Source organism: Halomonas citrativorans (assembly GCF_900163645.1).
Lineage (GTDB): Bacteria > Pseudomonadota > Gammaproteobacteria > Pseudomonadales > Halomonadaceae > Vreelandella > Vreelandella citrativorans.
Genome location: NZ_FUKM01000046.1, coordinates 15,206 through 40,333 on the forward strand (window position 1 = coordinate 15,206; position 25,128 = coordinate 40,333).

Consider the following 25,128-nt stretch of genomic DNA (forward strand, 5'->3'; position numbering starts at 1 on the left):
TGGGTAAGAAAAATAAACTGGGCCGAGCGGTGGGTCGCTAACAAAAACAACATGACACCACCCCAACCTGAGCCATAACAAAAACAACAAGGCCAGGAGAGATAACAGCACTAATAATAACAACAGGCTTCAATCTCATGACTTGCTGGCGCTAAGCACAATAAGCGCGGCTAATAAAAACAACAGGTAGCAAGTGCCCAAAATGGACGCGACGTACACCAAATGATCTGCGCCCCAACAAGAATAATAGCAGTGAGTGTGTACACCCCCGGAATCAACAATAATACGTCGGGGAAGAAAAGTTCGCGGTTGGATTATTGTTTTGAATACGAGGCGGTCGGATACTGCCTATCGACTGCGGTGCGTATTCAGGGCGATGTGCCATCATGAAGAAAAACAGCAGCATGGACGCTGATTAAATGCTTTATAGGGGAGGCTCTTTTAGCCTCCCCTTTCCGCGTTTAAAGGGGAAGGCGTTCGCAAACCTGCCCGAGATGCTTTGCAAGCGTAAAGGGGTCGGCTACACTCATCGGCTACCGCTTACTTCACGGTCACTTTTTCGATACCCTGCGAGTCGATATCGCCGCATGTTCAAAGGATTTACCCGTTTCTTACATAGCCCGGGAGAGCAATTGAAAACCCTGCTCGATCCCCAAGAGAGTGAAACCGCTCTCAGCCCACGTATTATCCCTCGGTCCGAGCACCCTGTTTCTCGCCAACATATCAGCGACGCTGCGCTAAAAGTGCTTTACCGCCTTAGCGGTGCAGGCTTTGGCGCCTACCTGGTGGGTGGATGTATTCGCGATGCGCTGCTTGGTAAAATGCCCAAGGACTTTGACGTTGCCACCAACGCCACGCCGGAACAGGTGCGTGACCTGTTTCGCAATTCGCGTTTGATTGGCCGACGCTTTCGTATTGTCCATGTCCGCTTTGGGCGCGAGGTCATCGAAGTCACTACGTTCCGTGGCAAGCCACAAGACGAACACGGCGAGAATATCGCTCACCAGTCGGACGACGGCTTGCTGCTGCGAGACAATGTATGGGGCAGCATTGAGGAAGATGCCTTACGGCGTGACTTCACCGTTAACGCGCTGTATTACAACATTGCCGACTTCAGCCTTCACGACTTTGCCAACGGTGCGCGTGATATTGAATCGCGCACGCTGCGCCTGATTGGCGACCCGGCCACACGCTACCGGGAAGACCCGGTACGTATGCTGCGCGCCGTTCGCTTCGCGGCCAAGCTCGACTTCACTATTGAGCCGGCCACCGAAGCGCCGATGTACGACCTTGCGCCGCTGTTGCTGCAAATTCCGCCTGCACGGCTATTTGATGAAGTGCTTAAGATGTTTATGTCAGGCTATGGGTTGGCAACCTTCCGCCTGCTCAGCCATTACGGCCTGTTTGGCATGCTCTTTCCCGAGTCGGAAGAGGCCATGGCCGATGCGGCATGGGCGGAAAAGCTCATTGAATTCGCCCTGGCCAATACCGATAAGCGCATTGCCGAAGATCGCCCGGTGACGCCTGCCTTCCTGCTGGCCGCCTTCTTATGGGCCCCGGTTGCCAATCGCCAGGCCGAGCTTGAAAGTGAAGGCATGCCCGCGATACCGGCACTGCAAACGGCCGCGCAGGAGGTGGTATCGCGTCAGTTGGAACATACCTCTATCCCTAAACGCTTTGGTATGCCCATGCGCGATATTTGGGAGCTACAGGCACGCCTGCCGTTACGACGTGGCAAGCGCGCGTTCCAAACCCGCGAGCACCCACGTTTCCGCGCCGCTTACGACTTACTGCTGCTGCGTGAGCAGGCGGGCGAAATCCCGCGCGGTTTGGGCGACTGGTGGACGGCCTTCCAGCAGGGCGACGAGCATGAGCAGCTTCGCTTGCTACAAAAAATTGGGGGCGACCCGGCAAGCCAGGGCGACCGCCGCCGCAAACGGCGCCGTAAACCCACGCACAAATCGGAAAAGTGAGCAACGCATGAGCACGACATCGCTTACGTATATCGGCTTGGGTAGTAATCTTGATGATCCTATCAGGCAGGTGCGCCAGGCGATTTCGGCACTTGCCCTACTGCCCTTGAGCCAGCTGACGGCCACCTCCTCACTTTACGCGAGCCGCCCGGTTGGCCCCCAGGACCAGCCAGATTTTGTCAACGCAGTGGTCAGCCTGACAACGCTCCTTTCGCCGCTGGCGCTGCTTGACCAGCTACAGGCGTTAGAACAACAGCACCGGCGCCAGCGGCTACGCCACTGGGGCCCACGCACGCTGGATCTGGATTTACTGCTTTTTGACCAGCAGACAATTTCCTACCCGCGCTTAAACGTTCCCCATCCGCGTATGCACGAGCGCGCCTTTGTGCTCGCTCCCCTGGCTGAACTGGACGCAACGCTGACGCTTCGCCAGCAGCCGGTAAGCGAATGGCTAAATCAAATCCCCGAACCAGGCATTCAGCGTTTAGTCGAAGATGGCCCTGCCTAAGCGGTTATCTTGCTACCCTAACCTCGACACACAGCACTGGACCGGGTAACAATCGTTTTCCAGCCCACATACTAACGTTCTGGTTCGTCTTTCAGGGTCAATTTTTCAAGACCCGTTTTTAAGAACTGTTTTCAAAAATCGTTTTTAAGAACATTGCAACATCGTGATATTAACAACGGTCGACTGCCCATGCCGCAGCGGCCACGACGAGTGAGAGCATGCCATGAAACCCGTGACTCTAAGCACGCTACAGGCCTACAAGCACGCTGGCGAAACGTTTAGTTGCTTAACCGCTTACGATGCCTCTTTTGCCCAAGCGGCTAGCCACGCCGGTATCGACGTACTCCTGGTGGGTGACTCGCTCGGCATGGTGCTCCAGGGGCATACCAGCACGCTCCCCGTGACAGTCGACGATATTTGCTACCACACCCGCTGTGCCGCACGCGGCAAAGGCCATAGCCTGTTGATGGTTGACCTGCCGTTTATGAGTAACGCCTCTACCCAGCGCATGCTGGAAGATGGCGCAGCCCTCATGCGTGCTGGTGCGGAACTGGTCAAGGTCGAAGGTGAAGCCTGGATGGCCGAGGGGATTCGTGAGCTAACACGCCGCGGCGTACCCGTATGCGCCCACTTGGGCTTAACGCCACAGGCGGTTTATCAGCTAGGCGGCTACAAGGTACAAGGACGAGACACCGTCCAGGCAGAGCGTATCCTGCAGGATGCCAAGGTACTGGTTGAAGCGGGTGCTTCGGTTATTTTACTGGAGTGCGTACCGGCAAGCCTGGGAAAGGCCATTACCGACGCGCTTGATGTACCGGTCATCGGTATTGGCGCAGGCCCCGATACCGATGGCCAAATTCTGGTCATGCACGATGTGCTCGGCGTCACCCATGGCCGCCCGCCGCGGTTTGTGAAAAACTTCATGGCAGATGCTGGCAATATTCAGGGCGCCTTTCAGGACTTCCACGAGGCGGTCAAAACGCGCACCTTCCCAGCTCCCGAACACTGCTTCTAACCTGCCCGTTAGCGACGTAACCTTACGACACATGACTATGCGTACATTGCGAGAGATCAACGACCTGCGCAGCCTCCTGCGCGACTACCGAACGCACGGCCAGCGAATCGCGCTCGTGCCGACCATGGGTAATCTTCATGCCGGGCATTTAGCGCTGGTTGCCCAGGCGCGTGAGCACGCTGATATTGTCGTTGCCAGCCTGTTTGTAAACCCCATGCAGTTTGGGCCTAACGAAGACCTGGACGGCTACCCACGCACCTTCGCCGATGACCAGGCAAAGCTTAGGGCAGCCGGATGCGACGTGCTCTTTTCACCCTCGGTAAGCGCGCTTTATCCCAATGGGCTAACCTCGCAAACGTGCGTTCACGTGCCTGACGTGGGCGAGGGCCTGTGCGGTGGCTCACGGCCAGGGCACTTTGACGGCGTGTCTACCGTTGTCACTCTGCTGTTTAATCTGGTACAGCCCGACGTTGCCTGCTTTGGTGAGAAGGACTACCAGCAGCTTGCCGTTATTCGCAAGTGTGTGCATGACCTGCATATGCCGATTGACATCATAGGCGTGCCAATTGTGCGTGCCAACGATGGGCTAGCGCTTTCATCGCGTAACGGCTACTTGAGCGATGCCGAACGCGCGATAGCCCCTACGCTTTACCGCACGCTGTGTGAATTGCGCGACGCGTTAGAGCAGGGTGAGCCACTAGAAACCATTTTGGCGAACGGGCTTATTGAGCTTGCCGAGGCGGGCTTTACGCCCGATTACCTTGAGCTTCGTACCCCCGAGTTAACGCCTGTCAGCACCACCACTCGTGATGCGGTATTACTGGCCGCCGCTCGGCTTGGTCCCGCTCGATTGATTGATAATCTCAGCGTGCAGCTGCCCGCTTGATCCATTACGCTTTATCGCCAAGCCGCAGGCTTCGCAACCAGGAGTTGTTATGCAAACGATTATGCTAAAAGCCAAGCTCCATATGGCACGCGTTACCCATGCAGTGCTTAACTACGAAGGGTCTTGCGCCATTGATGGCGACCTACTGGATATGGCCGGTATTCGTGAAAACGAACAAATCCAGATCTATAACGTTGAAAACGGTGAGCGTTTTACCACCTACGCGATCCGTGGCGAAGAAGGCTCTCGTTTGATCTCGATTAACGGCGCGGCGGCGCATTTAGCCGCCCCCGGTCACCGGATTATTATCTGTAGCTACGCCCACTATTCGGAAGCCGAGCTTGAGCAGCACCAGCCAGCTCTGGTCTACCTACAAGAAGGTAACGAGGTTAGCCATACCAGCAACGCCATCCCGGTGCAGCTCGCATAGAAGCCATCGTTTTTTTCAGTTATTTAGAGCGGACCTTTAAGGTCCGTTTTTATTTGTATCCAAAAGCGCATTGCCGCAACGCACAACTTTCCCCTATGCTGAGTAGCAAGCCTGACATAAAAAACAGATAGCGTAGGTTATGCTCAGTACAACCAGACAGTAAAAACAGGCTAGTAAAAACGGTTTGTAAAAACAAGATAGCAAAACAGGCGGTCTACCTTACTCACGTTAGGAGTCATCTCATGCAAGAAGTGGTCATTGTCGCGGCTCGCCGCACCGCGGTCGGTTCCTTTGGCGGTTCACTGGCAGGCATTCCTGCAAGCGAGCTTGGCGCGTTAGTGATTAAGGATATCCTTGAATCAACCGGCGTTTCTCCCGATCAGGTGGACGAAGTACTCCTCGGCCAAGTACTGACGGCGGGCGTGGGACAAAACCCTGCCCGTCAGGCGGCGATTAAAGCGGGCCTGCCTGCTTCCGTACCGGCCATGACAATCAACAAAGTATGTGGCTCAGGCCTAAAAGCCGTGCATCTTGCAACACAAGCGATTCGCTGTGGCGACGCTGAGCTGATTCTGGCTGGTGGGCAGGAAAACATGTCGGCGTCTCCCCATGTATTACCCCATTCGCGTAAAGGGCAACGCATGGGCGACTGGAAAGCCATTGATACGATGGTACACGACGGCCTTTGGGATGCGTTCAACGACTATCACATGGGCATCACTGCAGAGAATCTTGCTGAAAAATACGGCATCACCCGCGAGGAAATGGACGCGTTTGCCGCTCAATCGCAACACAATGCCGCCAAGGCCATTAAAGAAGGTAAATTTAAAAGCCAGATCGTACCGGTGCAGATCCCCCAGCATAAAGGTGACCCGGTTGTGTTTGATACAGATGAGAACCCGCGCGAAATTACCGCTGAAAAGCTGGCGGGCATGCGCCCGGCGTTCAAAAAGGATGGCACCGTTACCGCAGGTAACGCCTCCTCACTGAATGATGGCGCAGCCGTTGTTATGATCTGTTCGGCAGAAAAAGCCAAGGCGTTAGGTCTTGAGCCGCTGGCACGTATTGCCGCTTATGCCAATGCGGGCGTAGACCCTGCCATTATGGGTATCGGGCCAGTGCCTGCTACCCGTCGCTGCCTGGAAAAAGCCGGCTGGAGCCTTGAGGACCTGGACTTGGCGGAAGCCAACGAGGCTTTTGCGGCACAGGCCCTTTCTGTTCAGAAAGAGCTGGGTTGGGACATATCCAAGGTGAACGTCAACGGCGGCGCGATTGCCCTGGGCCACCCCATTGGTGCTTCTGGCTGTCGCGTGTTGGTATCGCTCCTTCATGAAATGATTGCCCGGGATGCCAAGAAAGGCCTGGCGACGCTGTGTATCGGCGGCGGCCAAGGGGTGGCACTGGCGATTGAGCGCCCTTAATCTCGGCGATTAACGGTTAAAATGTAAATGCCCCTGTCACTGACAGGGGCATTTTTATGCATCAAGGCTTCACGCCTGACATCTAACCCTCATTTGGCATTTAACGGTGCTTTTCACCCACAATGGTGGCGGGTGTTCGCCATACCAACAGCGCGCCCAGCAAGAATAGGCCTGATGCGGCCCACATGGTAATAGGCAGGCTAGTAGCATCAACGACCCGGCCACCGACCATCGCGCCCAGCCCAATGGAGAGGTTGAACACAAAGGCCATCAAGGCGGTTGCGGCTTCGGTATTGGGTGCCGTGCGTAAAATCCACGTCTGAATACTCACCGACACGCTGCCAAATGCCGCACCCCACGCCATCAGTAACAGCACGCCGCTGACAGGCTCGACCCCGAGCAGCGGGAAAGACGCCACTACCAATAGCAGCAAGCTTGGAATCGCCAGTACAGCGCGATAGGGGTGGCGCCCAGCGAACATGCCTGCGGCGATATTGCCCAGAATTCCTGCCGCCCCATAAAGTAGCAGCAAGCTGCCCACATGGCTCTGAGCCACACCACTTATCTCCTGAAGGATAGGGCTAATGAAGGTGTACGCTGCAAAGTGTCCGACAACCACAAAGCCCGTGACCAGAACCGCGACCCGAACGCCACGGTTAGTAAACTGCTGGGCCAGCACTTTGAGGCGGACTGGCTCCCGGGGTGGCAGTGGCGGCAGCCAGCACCACAGTGCCAGTGCGGTTAACAGGCTAAAACCGCCCAAAGCCGCAAACGCGACTCGCCAGTTACTTAGATCACCCAACAAGGTACCCAATGGCACGCCAAGTACCGATGCAGCGGCTACGCCGCCAAAAATAATCGTCATGGCCTTGGGCACTTTATCGCTAGGCACCAAGCGCGGAGCAATACTCCCGGCCACGGCCCAATAACCGCCGATGCTGACACCCACCAGCACGCGGGCGGCCAGCAGCAGAATAAAGCTACTGGCCAGCGCTGAAAGCACGCTACCAATCACCATGACGACCATGAGTAGCGTGAGCATAATACGTCTATCCAACCGGCCTACCGCCACGGGCAGTAGCGGTGCCGAAAAAGCGGCGACCACGCCCGGTACCGTTACCATCAAACCAGCGACACCGGGCGTTACATCCATGGATGAAGCCACCTGAGACAACAACCCGATAGGCAGCTGTTCAGCGGTTACCAATAAAAAAATGCCGATCATCACGGCGACCACCGCCCACCAGCGCGGTGCCTGTTCCTTCTCCATGCCTACTTCCTTCTGACTAAACGTCCTTCCAACCAAACTTTTTTCAATCAAACTTTCTTTCAATCAAACAACGCCGCCCCCGTAACCAGGGGCTACGGGGGCGGCATAGACAACCTCGCGGCAATTTAGTCCGCGATGTTCTCACTTTCAGCGGCAAACGCTGCTTTCTCTTCTTCAGTGATCTCTTTCATCGAGAGCTTCACGCGGTTGCGGTTATCGATGTCGAGCACCTTCACAATCACGTCGTCGCCTTCGTTCAGGAAATCGCGCACGTTGTTAACGCGCTCAGCCACGATTTGCGAAATATGCACAAGACCATCGGTACCCGGCATGATGTTCACAAAGGCGCCGAAGTCAGCAATACGTACGACCTTGCCGTTATACAGCTTGCCAATTTCCGCTTCTGCAGTAATCGCCAATACGGTATCGATGGCCTTTTTCGCCGCAGCTTTGTCTTCAGCGTAGATGCGCACGGTGCCGTCGTCATCAAGGTCGATAGACGCGCCGGTATCTTCGCAAATCTTGCGAATGGTGGCGCCGCCTTTACCAATAACGTCACGGATCTTGTCCGGGTCGATCTTGATAGTGGCCATGGAAGGCGCATTATCGGAGACGTCGGTACGGCTCTGGCTAATGACCACGTTCATCTGCTCAAGGATACCCAGACGCGCTTTGTGGGCTTGCTGAAGCGCGGTCTCCATGATTTCTTCGTTGATGCCTTCGATCTTGATGTCCATCTGCAGGGCAGTAACACCCTCTTCTGAACCGGCAACTTTAAAGTCCATATCGCCAAGGTGATCTTCATCACCCAGGATATCGGTCAGTACCGCGTAGCCATCTTCGTCTTTCACCAGGCCCATGGCGATACCCGCCACCGGCGCTTTCAGCGGTACACCCGCATCCATCAGCGCAAGCGAGGAGCCACATACCGAAGCCATCGAGCTTGAACCGTTGGATTCGGTAATTTCCGATACCACGCGAATGGTGTAGGGGAAATCTTCTTCGGACGGCAGCATGGCTTGAATACCACGACGAGCCAAACGGCCATGGCCGATTTCACGACGTTTCGGGCCACCCATAAAGCCCGCTTCACCGACCGAGTAGGGAGGGAAGTTGTAGTGCAGCATAAAGCGGTCTTTACGCTCGCCTTCCAGCGACTCGATCAACTGAGAGTCACGCAGGGTGCCCAGCGTTGCCACTGCAATCGCTTGGGTCTCACCGCGAGTGAACACCGCCGAACCGTGAGTCTTGGGCAGCACGCCCACTTCGATCGCCAGCGGGCGCACGGTGAAGTTGTCACGGCCATCAATGCGCGGCTCACCTTTTACAACGCGTGAACGTACAACGCGCTTCTCAAGACCAGCAAAGGCACCTTTTACTTCGTCTTTGCTGAACTTGTCGTTAACCGGCTCGCCGTCAACTACTGCCAACTGCTCAACCGCCTGATCTTTCAGAGCTGCTAGCGCGTCTTGGCGCTGCATCTTATCGGTGATGCGATAGGCATCGCCCACCTGAGCTTCAAACGCATCCGCAATGGCGGTTTTCAGCGCCACGTTCTCAGCGGCTGGCTGCCAGTCCCAACGCGGTTTTCCGGCCTCTTGAACCAGTTCGTTAATCGCGCTAACCGCGACCTGCATTTCCTGATGACCAAACAGTACGGCGCCCAGCATTTCGTCTTCCAGAAGCTCTTTGGCTTCGGACTCGACCATCAGCACAGCGTTTTCAGTACCGGCAACCACCATGTTCAGTTCAGAAGTCGCGAGCTCTTCAACGGTCGGGTTAAGGAAATAACCTTGCTCTTCGTTGAAGCCAACGCGCGCAGCGCCGATCGGGCCGTTGAACGGCACGCCAGAAATGCTGAGTGCAGCGGAGGTACCCAGCATCGCGGCAATATCCGGATCGTGGTTACGATCAGTGGAAAGAACGGTACAGATAACCTGCACTTCGTTCATAAAGCCTTTGGGGAAAAGCGGACGGATCGGACGATCGATCAGACGCGAGGTCAGAGTTTCTTTCTCGGTCGGACGCCCTTCGCGCTTAAAGAAGCCGCCGGGAATTTTACCTACTGCGTAGGTTTTTTCCTGGTAATGAACCGAGAGCGGAAAAAAGGGTTGGCTGGGGTTGGCTTCTTTACGCGCCACCACGGTACACAGCACAACGGTATCTTCCATGGTGACCATGACGGCACCTGTGGCTTGACGAGCGATACGCCCGGTTTCTAGCGTGACGGTGCTACGACCGTACTGAAACGTTTTTTTTACCGGATTCACGGCGACTTCCTTTAACATTAATATCTACTTGTCTATTCGTTTGGGTCGTTTTGACTCGCCACCATTCTAGGCGCTGTAGCGCCATACGGCTACCAGAAACCCAAAATCACCGTGTGCATATCCATGGTGTATCGCCCATATTCGGCAGCCTCCGCTAGCGAACACAGCGATGTCGCCAAATCAGGACAACAGCCCTGCTCAATTCTGAATCACAGATTAAGCGGCTGCAGGTGGTAGACACCTTACTAAATAAGGCTATGGTTTGATGGTCTTAGCGACGGTAGTACTCCGCTACCGTGTCTTCAGCGACTTGCTGTAAAAAGGCAGCATCATCCTCGTCGATTCGACCGTAGTAAGTGTACGGGTTACCGACCACAGATGTGTCGTAAAGAGCCGCAAACACTGTGGCGGCCGCTAGGTAGCTGCCTTCTGGTGAAGGGTGGCTACCGTCATAATCGACATGCAAAGCCAGCTCTGGGCGCTGCTCATAGGCATTCTGAAAGGCAAGGCCGACCGGAATTACCAGAACATCAAGCTCATTGCCGACAGCGGTATACAATTCTTCGATCTTGTCAGTCATGCCAGGATCGTAGCTATTATGATCTTCGCTGTAGGCAGGCGTCATATAGAGCACGCTCTCTGCCCCCGTCGCTTCGATGGCTTTGTGATGCCGTAGAACCGCGTCACGAAAATCTTGTCGCTTCTCGTCGCTCAAAGCCGCGCCACTGTGTCCTTGTAGAACCACAACATCAAACGGATCAGGCAGGCCCAGAGCGTCTGGGAACAGATAGCTTTTTATGTCGTGTTGCGACAAATAAGCTCCGGAAATGGTTACAGATTTGCTGTTGAGCTGATCCGCAATATCCGGATAGGCGGCTTCCGCCATACGCTTGACGTAGTTGTGCAGACTGTTGTTGTAGTATTGATAGCTATTGCCGACATAGAGTATTTGTTGCGGGTTTGGTGAACCGAGAGCATTGCGGTTGCTTCCGGTTTCAGCCATGACCGAAGCAGGGAGTAACGCAGTAAGCGTGAAAATGCCAATTCCGGCGAGGGATGTTTTCATTGATATTATCTCCATCCTGAACTGATTTACAAAAATCCAAGGCGCATTGCGTTTAGGCACCTCAGTACGCCACATACATTACAGCAAACTTCATTCCTTTCGTAATTCCGCTTTATTATTTCAGAGGCTTGAAAACCCCCAACACTACAACGGGCGAAGACCTCATTCCAACCAATCGAGTTTTTTCCGCACAAGCAGTCACCTATACATGTACGGAAAACCGCACATTAAAATGTACTATCAATGGTATATGTCTCAACGCAAAACGGGCAGCTCACAAGGAGCTGCCCGTTTCTCAATCTTCGCCAACAATAACTTAGCGGCGCAGACCTAAACGCTGGATCAGAGACTGATAGCGTTCGAAATCTTTACGCTTCAGGTAGTCCAGCAGTTTACGACGCTGGTTTACCATGCGGATCAGACCACGACGCGAGTGGTGATCCTGCTTGTTGGTTTTGAAGTGGTCCTGCAGGCCATTGATGTTGGCGCTCAGCAGTGCAACCTGTACTTCAGGGGAACCGGTATCGTTATCGCCGCGGCCGTATTCGTTGACGATTTCGGCTTTCGTTTCAGCGGTTAATGCCATCTGTCTCTCCAGTAAGCAATATGCCTAAAATTTAATGGGTGAGACCACGCATATTTGCAGTCTCAGGCGACTCTTTTCGACGTACTGTTTCCAGCACTATTTCAAGTACCGTTTCCAGTACTATTTCAAGTGCTATTTTCGCGTAAATCGTCACATCCTTGCAACGTTTCACCCGGACTCTTACGAGATAGCGACGGTACTTAACAGTCGCTTGGGCGCTACTTCCTGAGCACCTTTTACAACACCGAGGCCGATAAACGTCTCGGCATAATAAAGTCTTGCCAATGCATCGGGGGCTAGCGTACCAATACTCAAGTTGACCGATTGACCGTGGGCTAAGCGCCCGTAAGCCGTTTCGTCCACCTCAAGCGTCGGCAGGTGATCCACCAGCACATCAGCGGGCATTAATTCAGCCTCACGCGAGGCCTGATCCGCCAATGCTTCAAGCGCTTCGAGGGTCCACATCGCATCGCCCGTAAAAGGCCCGGTTTTGAGCCTGCGGAGCTGACTGATGTGAGCACCACACCCCAGCGCCAAACCGATATCTTCGGCCAGCGTACGGATGTAAGTCCCCTTGCTGCAGGTGACTTCAAGCTCGAAGGCTTCGCCGTCAAACGCAAGCAGGCGCGCATCATACACGCTTACCCGCCGCGCTGCACGCTCTACCTGCTTACCCTCACGGGCCAGCTCATAGAGTTTTTTGCCCTGATGCTTGAGCGCCGAATACATCGGCGGCACCTGATCGATCTCGCCGCGAAAGCGCGCAATCGCGGCTTCGACATCATCCGCTGTTAACGACGGCACATCGCGGCGTTCAATCACGGTGCCTTCTGCATCACCGGTGTCGGTGATCACACCCAGCTCAACGCGGGTGCGATACATCTTGTCGGCTTCCAGCAGGTGCGCGGAGAACTTGGTGGCCTCGCCCAGGCAAATCGGCAATAAACCGGTTGCCATGGGGTCCAGCGTGCCGGTATGCCCGGCTTTTTGAGCCTCGAACAAACGACGCACACGCTGCAAGGCATGGTTGCTGGAAATACCCTTGGGCTTATCCAGCAGCAATACCCCATTGACCGGTAAACCGCGACGGCGACGGGCCATTAGCGCGTCTCCTCACCTTGATCAGAGTCACCCTCTTCATCCGCTTGACGAGCCCGGTCAGTCGATACGGCCTCTTCAATCAGGGAAGAGAGGTGCTGCCCACGCACCACGCTCTCATCATAATGAAAACGCAGTTCAGGGACATGGCGTAGCTGAATACGTTTGGCAATCTGGCTTCTTAGAAATCCGGCGGCGCGCTTAAGCACCTGCAGGTTCTCCTTGATACGCTCAGGCTCCTGCTCACCCAGCAGGGTGACATGGATATCGGCGTAGCCAAGATCACGGCTAACGGTCACGCCGCTTACCGTGATCATGCCCAAACGCGGGTCTTTCACTTCGCGTTGAATAAGTACCGCCAGCTCCTTTTGGAGCTGGTCGGCTACTCGGTCGGTACGCTTAAATTCGCGCATGGTTGTCTCCTCGCGGCCTTACAGGCTGCGCTCGACTCTGACTTGATCGAAGACTTCGATCTTGTCGCCGACCTGGACATCGTTATAGTTCTTCACGCCGATGCCACACTCCATACCGTTACGTACATCTTGTACGTCGTCCTTGAAGCGGCGCAGCGATTCGAGCTCGCCTTCGTAGATGACCACGTTGTCACGCAGTACGCGGATGCGTTTGCTGCGGGACACGGAACCTTCGACGACCATACAACCCGCCACTGCACCGATCTTCGGCGCACGGAACACATCGCGCACTTCGGCAACACCGACGATCTCTTCTTTCCACTCGGGTGCGAGCATACCGCTCATCGCCTGCTTGACCTCATCGATCAAGTGGTAGATGACGCTGTAGTAACGCAGATCCAAGCCTTCACGCTCAATAATCTCGCGAGCGGCGGCGTCAGCGCGAACGTTAAAGCCGACCACGATCGCCTCAGAGGCCAGCGCCAGGTTAGCGTCGGTACCGGTGATACCACCAACACCTGAAGAGACCACCGCCACTTGTACTTCATCAGTGGAGAGCTCTTCCAGAGCACCTTTAATCGCCTCCAGAGAGCCTTGTACGTCGGCTTTAAGAACGATATTAACCTTGGCCACTTCATCCTGGCCCATCTGGCTAAACATGTTCTCAAGCTTGGCTTTCTGCTGACGCGCCAGACGTACTTCGCGGTACTTGCCTTGACGGAAGTTAGCCACTTCGCGGGCTTTCTTCTCATCAGCCACGACCATGAAGTCATCACCTGCATCCGGCGTACCGTCCAGGCCCTGAATCTCAACGGGCATGGCAGGACCGACGCTCTCAACCTGCAGGCCAAGTTCGTTGGTCAGCGCACGTACACGGCCGTAGTGCAGGCCAGCCAGAACGATATCGCCTTTCTGCAGCGTACCGTTTTGAACCAGCACGGTGGCAACGGGGCCACGACCTCGGTCAAGACGCGACTCAACGACAACGCCTTTACCAGGTGCCGACGGCACTGCTTTCAGCTCAAGCACTTCAGAAACCAGCTGAATCGCTTCCAGCAGCTCTTCAATACCGTCACCGGTCTTAGCGGAAACGTGTACAAACTGCGTATCACCGCCCCACTCTTCGGAAATCACGCCGTGCTGCGAAAGTTCGTTACGAATGCGGTCAAAATCAACACCCACTTTATCGATCTTGTTCACCGCAACGACCATGGGTACTTCAGCCGCCTTGGAGTGCTCAATCGCCTCAATGGTCTGGGGCATCACGCCGTCGTCAGCAGCGACCACCAGGATAACCACGTCGGTTGCCTTGGCACCACGAGCACGCATGGCGGTAAACGCCGCGTGACCAGGGGTATCCAGGAAGGTCACGCCACCGTGATTGTCTTCAACGTGATAGGCACCGATATGCTGGGTGATACCACCCGCTTCACCGGTGGCCACTTTGGCACGACGAATGTAGTCAAGTAGCGAGGTTTTACCGTGGTCAACGTGACCCATAACGGTCACGACGGGAGAACGTGTGATCTCTTCGCCTTCATAGGAGATGCCTTCAAGCATTTCCGTTTCCAGCGCATCATCCTTCACCAGCTTGACCTTGTGGCCCATCTCTTCCACTACGATGGCCGCTGTATCCTGGTCAATCGTTTGGTTGATGGTCACGGCCGCGCCCATGTTAAACATGGCCTTGATGACTTCGTTGGCCTTGATCGACATTTTGTCGGCAAGCTCAGCCACGCTGATTGACTCAGGGATCGATACTTCACGTACGATCGGCTGAGTCGGCTTCTGAAAGCCGTGCTTACCATTGCCGCTCTGGCTTGGGCCACGGCGGCCGCCACGACGTTCGGCACGTTTTACTTTCTTCGCGCCACCGCCGCGCTTACGCTCTTCGCGATCACCACGGTCATCTTCAGCATCACGACCTTTTTTCTTCGCGACAGCTTTCTTGGGCGGTGCGGCACGACGGTCGGTACGGCCTTCTTTCGGCGGTGCCGGCGGCATATCATCTGTCGCTGGCGTATCGTCGATCTGAAGCTCGGGCACTTCAAGCTTAGGCTCAGCCGCAGCTTTTGCTTCGGCTTCTTTGCGCGCTGCGTCTTCCGCTGCTTTCGCTTTAGCGGCCGCTGCTTTCTCTTCAGCTTCACGTGCTTCGCGCGCTTTACGCTCGGCTTCAGCTTCGGCCATATCGCCCACTAGCTGGCGCGGACCTGAATGCTTGGGCTCAGCGACTTTCGGCTTATTCTCTTCAGCGCTTTTAACATACGTTTTTTTCTTACGTACTTGCACTTCAATCGTTTTACCGCGTTCGCCGGTATTGATGCGGCTGCGTGTTTTGCGAGTCAGCGTGATCCGGTTTTTGCTCGGATCGGCTTCAGCAACACCACCATGGCTTTTCTGCAAAAAGCCAAGCAGTTTCTGCTTATCTTCCTCAGACACGGCATCGCCTTCAGAGGCGTGCTTCAAGCCAGCTTCTTTCATCTGTTCTAATAGGCGGGGCACATCACGGCCCACCTTTACTGCAAAATCTTTAACTGTCATATCTGACATAGTGACCCTCCTCAGCCCGTGACCTGTTTACTGTGTGTTCGAATCCGATGCGTTATCGTCTTCAAACCAGGGCGCACGGGCAGTCATGATCAGTGCCGCTGCGCGCGCTTCGTCCAACTCCTCGATATCGACCAGATCGTCGACAGACTGCTCGGCGAGATCTTCCATAGTGACAATGCCACGGCTAGCCAGAATGAAGGCCAGATGGCGCTCCATGCCGTCCATTTCCAGCAGATCTGCTGCTGGTTGGGCACCATCTAGCGCTTCTTCCGAGGCAATCGCCATCGTCAGCAGCTCGTCTTTCGCACGTGCACGCAGCTCTTCAACCAGATCTTCATCGAACTCTTCGATCTCGAGCATTTCTTCAAGCGGCACGTAGGCAACTTCTTCCAGGGTGGTAAACCCTTCTTCGACCAGCAGGCGAGCCACGTCTTCGTCCACTTCCAGTTGCTGAACGAACGTGTCCACCAGACTGTCAATTTCCTGCTCGCGCTTGGATTCGGCTTCTTCTTCGGTCATCACGTTGATACGCCAGCCGGTAAGCTCTGACGCCAAGCGTACGTTTTGACCACTACGACCAATTGCCTGTGCCAGGTTATCTTGAGCAACCGCCACGTCCATTGCATGGGCGTCCTCGTCGACAAGGATAGACCCAACATCAGCGGGCGCCATGGCATTAATGACCAGCTGGGCGGGATTGTCGTCCCACAGCACGATATCGACACGCTCATTTTGCAGCTCAGACGAAACAGCCTGAACGCGTGAACCACGCATACCCACACACGCCCCTACCGGGTCGATGCGGCGATCATTCGTCTTAACGGCAATTTTGGCACGTGAGCCGGGGTCGCGCGCAGCCCCTTTAATTTCAATCAGCTGCTCAGCAATTTCAGGCACTTCGATTTTAAACAGCTCGATAATCAACGCCGGGTTGGTACGCGACAGCTGCAGCTGGGCACCCCGTGCATCCGGGTCAACTTTAACCAGCAGTGCGCGAACCCGCTCGTTCATGCGGTAACGCTCGCCGTGGATCATCTCATTGCGCGGCAAGAAGGCTTCAGCATTCTCGCCCAAATCAATAATCAGGCCGTCACGGGTGGTCTTTTTGACAATACCGGCCACCAGTTCGCCTTCACGGTCCGCATATTGGCGAACCACTTCAGCGCGCTCAGCTTCACGTACTTTTTGTACGATGACCTGCTTGGCGGTTTGGGCGGCAATGCGTCCAAACATCGCGTTTTCAATCTGCTTTTCGACAACGTCGCCAAGCTTCAAAGGCGGGTCGCGCTGCTCAGCGATGGTCTCTTTGATTTCGTAATCTGGCGTTTCGAATTCGTCATCTTCAACGACTGTCCAGTAGCGGAAGGTGTCGTATTCCCCTGTGCGGCGGTCGATACGCACCCGCACATTGGCTTCTTCATTTTCAAAACGCTTGCGTGACGCACTCGCAAGAGCCGCTTCTACCGCCTCGAAGATGACATCCCGGGGGACGCCTTTTTCGTTGGAGATCGCGTCAACGACCATTAAAATTTCTTTACTCATGCGTTTGCCTCGCCAGAAAACCTGTCCTTTTGTGCATCACCCCGGCAGCCTGCCGGCAGCGCCGCCACCCGGTTAATCGTCGAACTGCGGTACGATGTGCGCTGAATCAATGCTTTCAATCGGAAAGCAGAACTCCTCGCCATCCAGTTGTAGCAGTACTTCATCACCCTCGACACCTGCCAAGAGCCCCTGGTATTTGCGCCGTCCATCAAATGCCACGCGCAGCTTAAGTGCGACATGGTGGCCTTGATAGCGGGTAAATTGATCCAGGGTATATAAAGGGCGTGCCATACCGGGCGAAGAGACTTCCAGCCGGTACTCACCGGGAATGGGATCTTCCACGTCCATCACAGCACTGACTTGGCGACTAATATCAGCGCAATTTTCCACACTGACACCGCTTTCGCTTTCGATGTAAATCACCAACCGCGAATGCTTGCCTTGGGAAACATGGTCGACACCCCATAGCTCAAAGCCCATGGCGGCGACGACAGGTTCAATTAGCGCATGTAGCGCTGCGTGTTTAGTGGCCACAGACAAAGCTCCTATAGCCGTTGCATCAGGCACCTGGCCAGGAGTTATTAGAGAAGCCAGGAGGCTGATTGGCGTTACCCGGAATGTGTCTCCGGCAACTCGGACGATATCCGCTCTTGAGACACGCTTGTTAACAAAAAGCTTGCTAACAAAAAGCCCCTTCACAGGAAGGGGCTTTTCATAAGAAACCTGTAATACCAACCAGGAAACACAACGCAGGATTTACCTACTTAGCAGCTAACCCTTATCGACATTTCATTACCATGATCTGTCAGGCTAGTCGCCTATCTAACGTGTTACCAGGAAATGGTAGCGGGGACCGGATTTGAACCGATGACCTTCGGGTTATGAGCCCGACGAGCTACCAGACTGCTCCACCCCGCATCAATCTAGGTCGACGATAATAGACACTTGAACCACTTACGTCAAGAACTCTTTTCGTCTCAGGCGCTAAACCTGGGTTTCTTTATCAAAACGTTTTTTGACGAACGTTGTTTGACAAAGAGTCTGGGAAGCTGGCGAGCCAGCAAAACAGATGGTGCCGAAGGCGGGACTTGAACCCGCACGACCATACGGTCACTACCCCCTCAAGATAGCGTGTCTACCAATTCCACCACTTCGGCATCAGGGGAGGCTAAAGAAAGCGACATCAAGCATTTACTCGTTGCTTTCCTCTAGCACTGGCGCGGTATTATCCACACTTGCAGGGCTATCGTCAAGCGTTGGAACGCTTTGCTGTTGCTCGATCAGGCGTGAATCAGGAATGCCCGCTTCCGGCGCCTGGCTTGCTTGCGTTGCAAAGTACGCTAGCGCCATAGAGGTTACGAAAAAACCTGCTGCCAGAACTGCGGTTGTACGCGATAGAAAGCTACCGCTACCGCGCGAGCCAAATACCGTTTGAGAGGCACCACCTCCAAACGCGGCACCAGCTTCGGCACCTTTACCCTGCTGAAGCAGGATCAATACAACCAGGGCGACCGCAATCACCACGTGGACCATAAGAATTGCAACTTGCATGGCGTTATCCTGCTGACTGACAAATGGCGTAGAAATCATCGGTTTTGAGCGAAGCACCGCCCACTAAACCGCCGTCGATATCCGGCTGGGCAAGTAGCTCAGCCGCATTTTTTGCGTTCATACTGCCGCCGTAGAGCAACCGCATCTGCTCAGCGAACGCTGTACTAAACTCTGCGAGGTAGGCGCGAATTCCGGCCATTACGTCCTGCGCCTGCTCGGGCGTTGCTGTCCGCCCAGTACCAATCGCCCATACGGGTTCATAGGCAATCACGACCGCTTGGCGCTGTTCGGGCGCTAAACGCGTCATCGCATAGCCTACCTGGCGCAATACCACATCCATGGTCTTTTCTGCATCACGCTCGGCAAGTGATTCACCCACACACAGAATGGGCGTCAGACCATTATCAAGCGCCGCCAATAAGCGATCAAACACCTGCTCATCGCTTTCACGGTACAGCTCGCGACGCTCGGAGTGACCCACCAGTACGTACGACACCTCGAACTCTTTGAGCATACGTCCGCTCACTTCACCCGTATGCGCACCAGACTCGACTGGATTGAGCGTCTGGGCGCCTAGCGTTAGCGGTGTATTGCGAAATGCCTGACGCGCCGCGTCCAGATATGGAAAGGGGGGAATAAGCACAACGTCCAAGGCTGCAGGTAACGAGACATCAGCAAACGCGCTGCCAAAATCATTTATCAGTGCAGCGGACCCGTTCATTTTCCAATTACCGGCAATTAATGGCGTACGCATGAACTCTCCTCACTCAAGGTGGAGCGAAATGGTATAGGAGCGGCCTTGACAAGACAACCGCTGACAAGCACAGCTGCCTTATTTGAGCAAGGCTTGAACACGATCAGCCAGCCCTTGAGTCAACTGTTCGACATTCAAGTGACCACAGCCTTCTACCATAACGCGTATCAATGGCTCAGTGCCGGAGGGCCGCAACAGCACTCGCCCCTGATCACCCAGCTGTTTTTCAACGTCAGCAACAGCATCCTGTAGCGTGCTTAATGCCATAACATCATGCGCCAAGGTTCCTGCGGGCAAGCGCACATTCACTAATGCCTGAGGGACTTTCTCAAACCCTTTCAGTAATTCAGGCAACGATGTTTGCTCACGGATCATCAATGCCAACACCTGTAGAGCAGCGACAATGCCGTCACCAGTGGTTTGCACATGACCGCATACAATATGTCCCGACGCTTCGCCACCCAACTCCCACTCGTTAGCAGCCATCATTTCCATGACAAAGCGATCGCCCACCTTGGCACGCTTAAAGGGGATACCCAGCTTTTCAAGCGCGACAGCAAGGCCAAAGTTACTCATTAAGGTGCCTACCACGCCACCTGCTAACAGGCCTCGCTCATGACGGTCACGGGCAATCAAATAGAGAATATCATCGCCATCAATTTCGCGGCCATCACTATCCACCAGCAGCACGCGGTCCCCATCACCATCAAATGCGATGCCTAAATCGGCCCCCCGGTGAATGACCGCAGCACGTAGCGCCGCAGGATGCGTAGAGCCTACTTGATGGTTAATATTCAAGCCGTCAGGTGACGCGCCGATAACGCTGACCTCTGCGCCTAGCTCGCGAAACACGTTTGGCGCAATGTGATAGGTCGCACCGTGGGAGCAATCCAGCACAACGTTTAGCCCATGCAGGCTTAAGCGGTCTGGCAGCGTCGATTTGCAAAACTCGATATAGCGACCGGCGGCATCACCAATCCGGGTTGCCTTGCCCAGCTGGGCCGCTTCAGCGGTCGTTAACGGCGCCTCCAGCATGGCTTCGATACGATCTTCTGTCTCATCGGGGAGCTTTTTGCCCTCTGCCGAGAAAAACTTAATGCCGTTATCATCAAACGGATTATGTGATGCTGAAATCACGATCCCTGCATCGGCACGAAAAGTGCGGGTGAGATACGCAATACCTGGTGTCGGCATCGGGCCCAAAAGCGACACATCAACGCCTGCTGCCGAAAGTCCAGCCTCTAACGCCGACTCAAACATATAACCTGAAATACGCGTATCTTTACCAATCAACACCCGCGTCCGCCCCTTTTCGCGGCGCAATACCTGGCCCGCTGCCCAACCAAGCTTGAGCATAAAATCGGCAGTGATAGGTGCTTGTCCAACCGTACCCCGAATCCCGTCGGTACCAAAATAGCGTCGTGTCATGAATGTTTTTCCTCGTTTAGCGGCATGTCGCACCCCTCCTGGAGTACCGCCCAGGCCATATTAACGGCATCGACCGTCGGCCCTACATCGTGCACGCGTAGAATTTTAGCGCCACGTTCAACGGCCATGGCAGACAGCGCAAGACCACCCGCCAAACGCTCTTCAACCGGACGCCCCAGCACTTTGCCAATCATGCTCTTACGCGACATTCCAACCAATAGCGGCAAACCAAGCGCCTGCAGGGCACCCATATATTTTAGCAGGCGCAAATTGTGTTCAACCGTTTTACCAAACCCAAAGCCTGGATCAAGCAGCAAACGGCTGCGACGAAGGCCAGCAGCCTCGCACTCCGCTACACGCTGCGCCAGATAATCAGCGACAGCCACTTCCACCGGTTGGTCATAAGAAGGTGAATGCTGCATATCCTGTGGCTCACCCTGGCGGTGCATTAAACAGACAGGAAGCCCGCTGCCAATGGCCGCCATTAAGGCATCTTCACGCTCAAGCGCACGCACGTCGTTAATCATTCCGGCGCCAAGCGCACTTGATTCGCGCATCACCAGCGAGCAGCTGGTATCGACCGACACCAACGCATCCAGCTCACGAACCAGCGCTTCAACAACCGGCGCGACCCGATCAAGCTCCTCTTGAGCACTTAGCGGCTCAGCCCCGGGGCGCGTCGACTCACCGCCCACATCAATAATCGCGGCACCTTCGGCAAGCATACGCTCGGCATGACGCAGCGCGTCATCCAGCGCTACGTGCCGACCACCATCAGAGAAAGAGTCGGGCGTAACATTTAAAATCCCCATAACGCGAGGAAAAGAGAGATCCAGTACATGGCGCCCGCAACGCATGTGCACATTATCATTCATTGCGGGTGATAAAGAGGGGTCAATTATTGATTTCATGCGGCTACCTATTAAAAAGAAGCACTGCTACTGTCTGAATAACAGCATAACAAAAAGGCGCCCCATATTGGGGCGCCTTTGCAGTGGCCGGAGCGTATCAGGAACCCGTTGAACCACCTAGCGGGTCAGAGGGGCGCCGGCGAGGCTTGTCATCATCCTCATCACCCTCACCACCTGAAGCACTACCACCAGACGCATGATCAGTGGCGTTCGATGAATCGTTCTGCGCCGCCGGTGCGTCATCGCTAACGGGCGTACCACCGCCAGGTGAATCACCGTCGTTCCAGCCTTCCGGCGGACGCGGATCACGGCCTTCCATGATGTCTTTCAACTGGTCGGCATCGATGGTTTCGTACTTCATCAACGCTTCGGTCATGGCTTCCAGCTTATCGCGATTATCGGTCAGTATCTGACGCGCCTGCTCATAACAATCGTCAATAATCTTACGAATTTCTTTATCAAGACGCGTCGTTGTGTCACCCGACTTCATCTTGCTGCCGCCCTGACCCGGGCCGCCGAGGAACTGGTGTGACTCGTCTTCGTCGTACATGATCGGGCCCATCTCATCCGACAGCCCCCATTTCGCGACCATGTTATGAGCCAGTTCCGTAGCGCGCTTGATGTCATTAGAAGCACCGGTGGTGACACCGTTGGCTCCCAGCGTCATCTCTTCGGCGATACGACCACCGAACAGCGAACAAATCTGGCTAAGAATCTGCTGACGCGACAGGCTATAACGGTCTTCCTCGGGCAGGAACATGGTGACACCCAATGCCCGACCGCGCGGAATAATCGTTACCTTGTAGACCGGATCGTGCTCAGGCATCACCAGGCCAATAATCGCATGGCCCGATTCGTGATAAGCCGTATTCAGCTTCTCTTTATCGGTCATGACCATCGATTTGCGCTCAGCGCCCATCATGATCTTGTCTTTGGCAAGCTCCAGCTCTTCCATGCTGACCAGGCGCTTGTTACGGCGCGCGGCGAACAGCGCTGACTCATTCACCAGGTTAGCCAAATCGGCACCTGAGAAGCCTGGCGTTCCACGAGCAATAATCGACGGTTTAACGTCTTCAGCCAGCGGCACCTTACGCAGGTGAACGCCCAGAATATGCTCACGGCCACGGATATCCGGCAAGCCAACGGTCACCTGACGGTCAAAACGGCCCGGACGCAGAAGCGCTGGGTCAAGTACGTCCGGACGGTTGGTCGCGGCAATCACGATAACGCCTTCGTTGGCTTCAAAGCCGTCCATCTCAACCAGCAGTTGGTTAAGCGTCTGCTCACGCTCATCATTACCGCCGCCCATACCGGCACCGCGTGAACGACCTACCGCGTCAATCTCATCGATAAAGATAATACAGGGTGACTGCTTCTTGGCCTGTTCGAACATATCGCGCACCCGCGAGGCACCGACACCCACAAACATTTCAACGAAGTCGGAACCAGAAATCGAGAAGAACGGCACCTTGGCTTCACCGGAAATCGATTTTGCCAGCAGTGTTTTACCGGTTCCCGGTGGGCCCACCATCAACACACCACGAGGAATCGTACCGCCCAGGCGCTGAAATTTAGTCGGATCACGCAGGAAGTCGACGAGCTCTTCTACTTCCTCTTTCGCTTCATCACAGCCGGCTACGTCGGCAAAGGTAGTTTTGATCTGATCCTGAGAAAGCAGCTTGGCCTTGGACTTGCCAAAGCTCATCGGGCCGCCTTTACCGCCGCCAGCACCACCCTGCATCTGACGCATAAAGAACATAAAGATGGCCAGGATCAACAGAATCGGAAAGCTTGCGATCAGTAGGCGCGTCCAGATGCTTTGCTGCTCTGGCGCTTTACCCACAACCGTTACACTATTGCTTAGCAGGTCATCCATCAGCTTGGGATCTTCAGCCGCCGGACGAATCGTCTGGAACTGCGAACCGTCCGTACGCTCACCGTTAATGGTATAGCCATCAATGGTAACGCTACGAACCTGCTGATTTTGCACCTGCTCCACAAACTGGGAGTAGTTGGTGCTTTGGGGAGCACTTTCGGTACTAAAATTGTTGAACACTGTCAGTAGCACAGCCGCGATGACCAGCCACAGGATCAGGTTCTTCGCCATATCGTTCAAGGGGCTACCCTCATTACAAGAATCCGTCAGTTAAACGCCAATACTGAGACCTTACACCAGTACCTGGCGTTCAACCATTGCCAAAGCACTATTAACTTTGGGCCATCTGTATCACGCTTATCTCATGCGTATAATGTGACACACCTTGCGCCTGCCTGTCTGGCAATCGCGATGATAAATCTTTGCTATGCACAACCTGTCATTTTAGCCGCGAAACCCCTCCGCTAGAAAGTAGACTTCCCGCGAACGAGCCCGCGAGGCATCTGGCTTACGGATCACGACACGATCAAAACTGCCGCGCAATTCTTTAAGGTAGGCATCAAACCCTTCCCCCTGAAACACCTTGGCCAAAAAGCGGCCTTTGGGGGGCAGTGTCTCACGGGCGAGCTCTAGCGCCAGCTCTACAAGGTACATGGCCTGAGGCTGGTCAATCGCAGCCATACCACTCATATTGGGGGCCATGTCGGACATCACAAGGTCTACCTGACGATTTCCCAGCCGTTCAAGAATCGCATTAAGCACTGACTCTTCCGTAAAATCGCCTTGAATAAAGTCCACCCCTGCCAGCGCATCCATCTCCAGTATGTCAGAGGCGATCACCACGCCATCCATACCGACTTTCTCAGCAGCGATCTGGCTCCAACCGCCAGGTGCCGCGCCCAGATCAATGATCGTCATGCCCGGGCGAAACAGCTTATCTTTTTCATCCAGCTCCAGCAGTTTATAGCTTGCGCGAGAGCGATAACCATCCTGCCAACTCTGTTTCACGTACTGGTCATCAAAGTGCTCTTTCTTCCAGTTGTTGCTGGTTTTGCTCACTGAATGTTTACGGTTCGGGGGCTTTTGCTGCATATCAGAATCTAACACTGCAATAAGAGATAGGCGCGTTAACGCGATAGCTTTCACTTGGTGGCATTTCACCGTAAGATGGAACGTTAAGCGCTAACCGGGATACCGCAAGATACCATGAGCTTGTCACAGGCACAAAAGAAAGCATTTCGCAGCATTGGCCACCATTTGAACCCAGTGGTCACCGTTTCTGAAAACGGCGTCTCCGAAAATTTGCTCACAGAACTCAACCGCGCGCTCAACGATCACGAGCTTATCAAGGTGAAACTTGCCCTGCCTGAGCGTGACGACCGTGCGGCCATGCTAAACGAACTGGTCACCGGCAGCCGCGCCGACGTCGTGCAAACGATTGGCAAAATGGCACTGCTTTATCGCAAAAACCCTAAAGCCAATCCGAAGCTCTCTAACGTTTCACGCTTCGAGGGTCACCACGGCCGCCACTAAAGCACCACTGACTGGTTGTTACAAAGAACGATAAAAAGCCCGCGACT

The 25,128-nt window shown here is 54.7% G+C and carries 23 protein-coding genes and 2 tRNA genes; 7 read left to right on the forward strand and 18 right to left on the reverse strand.

The annotated features are described in order from the left end of the window. Positions 1–587: 587 nt before the first annotated feature. The 6 genes from pcnB to CZ787_RS09885 all read left to right on the forward strand — a co-directional run bounded on the left by pcnB (position 588) and on the right by CZ787_RS09885 (position 6,233). Positions 588–1,973: a polynucleotide adenylyltransferase PcnB gene (gene pcnB / locus CZ787_RS09860; RefSeq protein ID WP_087108672.1), complete on the forward strand. Its 1,386-nt coding sequence runs from the start codon at positions 588–590 to the stop codon at positions 1,971–1,973. A 7-nt stretch (positions 1,974–1,980) separates the two neighbouring features. After that, positions 1,981–2,481: a 2-amino-4-hydroxy-6-hydroxymethyldihydropteridine diphosphokinase gene (gene folK, locus CZ787_RS09865; protein WP_087108674.1), complete on the forward strand. Its 501-nt coding sequence runs from the start codon at positions 1,981–1,983 to the stop codon at positions 2,479–2,481. 223 nt (positions 2,482–2,704) lie between these two features. Then, a complete protein-coding gene (gene panB / locus CZ787_RS09870; RefSeq protein ID WP_087108676.1) occupies positions 2,705–3,496 on the forward strand; it encodes a 3-methyl-2-oxobutanoate hydroxymethyltransferase in 792 nt (263 codons plus the stop codon). A 37-nt stretch (positions 3,497–3,533) separates the two neighbouring features. After that, entirely contained in the window at positions 3,534–4,382 is an 849-nt protein-coding gene (panC, locus tag CZ787_RS09875) for a pantoate--beta-alanine ligase (RefSeq protein WP_087108678.1), read from the forward strand. A gap of 49 nt (positions 4,383–4,431) precedes the next feature. Then, entirely contained in the window at positions 4,432–4,812 is a 381-nt protein-coding gene (gene panD / locus CZ787_RS09880) for an aspartate 1-decarboxylase (RefSeq protein ID WP_087108680.1), read from the forward strand. A gap of 242 nt (positions 4,813–5,054) precedes the next feature. Next, positions 5,055–6,233 carry an acetyl-CoA C-acetyltransferase gene (locus tag CZ787_RS09885; RefSeq protein WP_087108682.1) on the forward strand — a complete coding sequence of 393 codons (1,179 nt, stop codon included), beginning with the start codon at positions 5,055–5,057 and terminating at the stop codon, positions 6,231–6,233. A 100-nt stretch (positions 6,234–6,333) separates the two neighbouring features. On the opposite strand, the gene CZ787_RS09890 is transcribed toward CZ787_RS09885, so the two are convergent. The 18 genes from CZ787_RS09890 to rlmE form a co-directional block, all read right to left on the reverse strand. Then, entirely contained in the window at positions 6,334–7,503 is a 1,170-nt protein-coding gene (locus CZ787_RS09890; protein ID WP_087108684.1) for an MFS transporter, read from the reverse strand. Positions 7,504–7,628: 125 nt separating this feature from the next. Continuing rightward, the gene (gene pnp / locus CZ787_RS09895) at positions 7,629–9,791 is read right to left on the reverse strand and encodes a polyribonucleotide nucleotidyltransferase (RefSeq protein WP_087108686.1); all 2,163 of its coding nucleotides are present in this window, start codon (positions 9,789–9,791) and stop codon (positions 7,629–7,631) included. Positions 9,792–10,044: 253 nt separating this feature from the next. Beyond that, positions 10,045–10,839, reverse strand: a complete 795-nt coding sequence (locus CZ787_RS09900; RefSeq protein WP_087108687.1) for a DUF4886 domain-containing protein — start codon at positions 10,837–10,839, stop codon at positions 10,045–10,047. Between the two features lie 316 nt (positions 10,840–11,155). Next, a complete protein-coding gene (gene rpsO / locus CZ787_RS09905) occupies positions 11,156–11,425 on the reverse strand; it encodes a 30S ribosomal protein S15 (protein ID WP_018917553.1) in 270 nt (89 codons plus the stop codon). 31 nt (positions 11,426–11,456) lie between these two features. After that, the gene (locus CZ787_RS18840; RefSeq protein WP_172117590.1) at positions 11,457–11,597 is read right to left on the reverse strand and encodes a hypothetical protein; all 141 of its coding nucleotides are present in this window, start codon (positions 11,595–11,597) and stop codon (positions 11,457–11,459) included. A gap of 8 nt (positions 11,598–11,605) precedes the next feature. Further along, positions 11,606–12,526, reverse strand: coding sequence for a tRNA pseudouridine(55) synthase TruB (truB, locus tag CZ787_RS09910; protein WP_087108689.1), 921 nt, complete (start codon positions 12,524–12,526; stop codon positions 11,606–11,608). After that, on the reverse strand, positions 12,526–12,936 hold the full coding sequence (gene rbfA, locus CZ787_RS09915) for a 30S ribosome-binding factor RbfA (protein WP_087108691.1): 411 nt from the start codon (positions 12,934–12,936) through the stop codon (positions 12,526–12,528). The genes truB and rbfA overlap by 1 nt, the downstream gene beginning before the upstream one ends. Positions 12,937–12,954: 18 nt before the next feature. After that, a complete protein-coding gene (infB, locus tag CZ787_RS09920; RefSeq protein WP_087108693.1) occupies positions 12,955–15,486 on the reverse strand; it encodes a translation initiation factor IF-2 in 2,532 nt (843 codons plus the stop codon). A gap of 27 nt (positions 15,487–15,513) precedes the next feature. Further along, positions 15,514–17,028: a transcription termination factor NusA gene (nusA, locus tag CZ787_RS09925; protein ID WP_087108695.1), complete on the reverse strand. Its 1,515-nt coding sequence runs from the start codon at positions 17,026–17,028 to the stop codon at positions 15,514–15,516. Between the two features lie 72 nt (positions 17,029–17,100). Then, positions 17,101–17,562: a ribosome maturation factor RimP gene (gene rimP / locus CZ787_RS09930; protein WP_087108697.1), complete on the reverse strand. Its 462-nt coding sequence runs from the start codon at positions 17,560–17,562 to the stop codon at positions 17,101–17,103. A 307-nt stretch (positions 17,563–17,869) separates the two neighbouring features. Continuing rightward, a tRNA-Met gene (locus tag CZ787_RS09935) sits at positions 17,870–17,946 on the reverse strand. Positions 17,947–18,098: 152 nt separating this feature from the next. After that, a tRNA-Leu gene (locus CZ787_RS09940) sits at positions 18,099–18,185 on the reverse strand. A gap of 34 nt (positions 18,186–18,219) precedes the next feature. Continuing rightward, positions 18,220–18,579, reverse strand: a complete 360-nt coding sequence (secG, locus tag CZ787_RS09945; protein WP_087108699.1) for a preprotein translocase subunit SecG — start codon at positions 18,577–18,579, stop codon at positions 18,220–18,222. Positions 18,580–18,583: 4 nt separating this feature from the next. After that, on the reverse strand, positions 18,584–19,333 hold the full coding sequence (gene tpiA / locus CZ787_RS09950) for a triose-phosphate isomerase (protein ID WP_087108701.1): 750 nt from the start codon (positions 19,331–19,333) through the stop codon (positions 18,584–18,586). Between the two features lie 78 nt (positions 19,334–19,411). Further along, positions 19,412–20,761, reverse strand: a complete 1,350-nt coding sequence (gene glmM, locus CZ787_RS09955; protein WP_087108703.1) for a phosphoglucosamine mutase — start codon at positions 20,759–20,761, stop codon at positions 19,412–19,414. Continuing rightward, entirely contained in the window at positions 20,758–21,672 is a 915-nt protein-coding gene (gene folP / locus CZ787_RS09960) for a dihydropteroate synthase (protein WP_254908606.1), read from the reverse strand. The genes glmM and folP overlap by 4 nt, the downstream gene beginning before the upstream one ends. A gap of 97 nt (positions 21,673–21,769) precedes the next feature. Next, positions 21,770–23,788: an ATP-dependent zinc metalloprotease FtsH gene (ftsH, locus tag CZ787_RS09965; protein ID WP_087108707.1), complete on the reverse strand. Its 2,019-nt coding sequence runs from the start codon at positions 23,786–23,788 to the stop codon at positions 21,770–21,772. Positions 23,789–23,992: 204 nt separating this feature from the next. After that, on the reverse strand, positions 23,993–24,640 hold the full coding sequence (gene rlmE / locus CZ787_RS09970) for a 23S rRNA (uridine(2552)-2'-O)-methyltransferase RlmE (RefSeq protein WP_087109134.1): 648 nt from the start codon (positions 24,638–24,640) through the stop codon (positions 23,993–23,995). Between the two features lie 114 nt (positions 24,641–24,754). Here rlmE and yhbY point away from each other — a divergent pair, with 114 nt between their 5' ends. Next, positions 24,755–25,081, forward strand: a complete 327-nt coding sequence (gene yhbY / locus CZ787_RS09975) for a ribosome assembly RNA-binding protein YhbY (protein WP_087108709.1) — start codon at positions 24,755–24,757, stop codon at positions 25,079–25,081. The last annotated feature ends 47 nt before the right edge of the window (positions 25,082–25,128 follow it).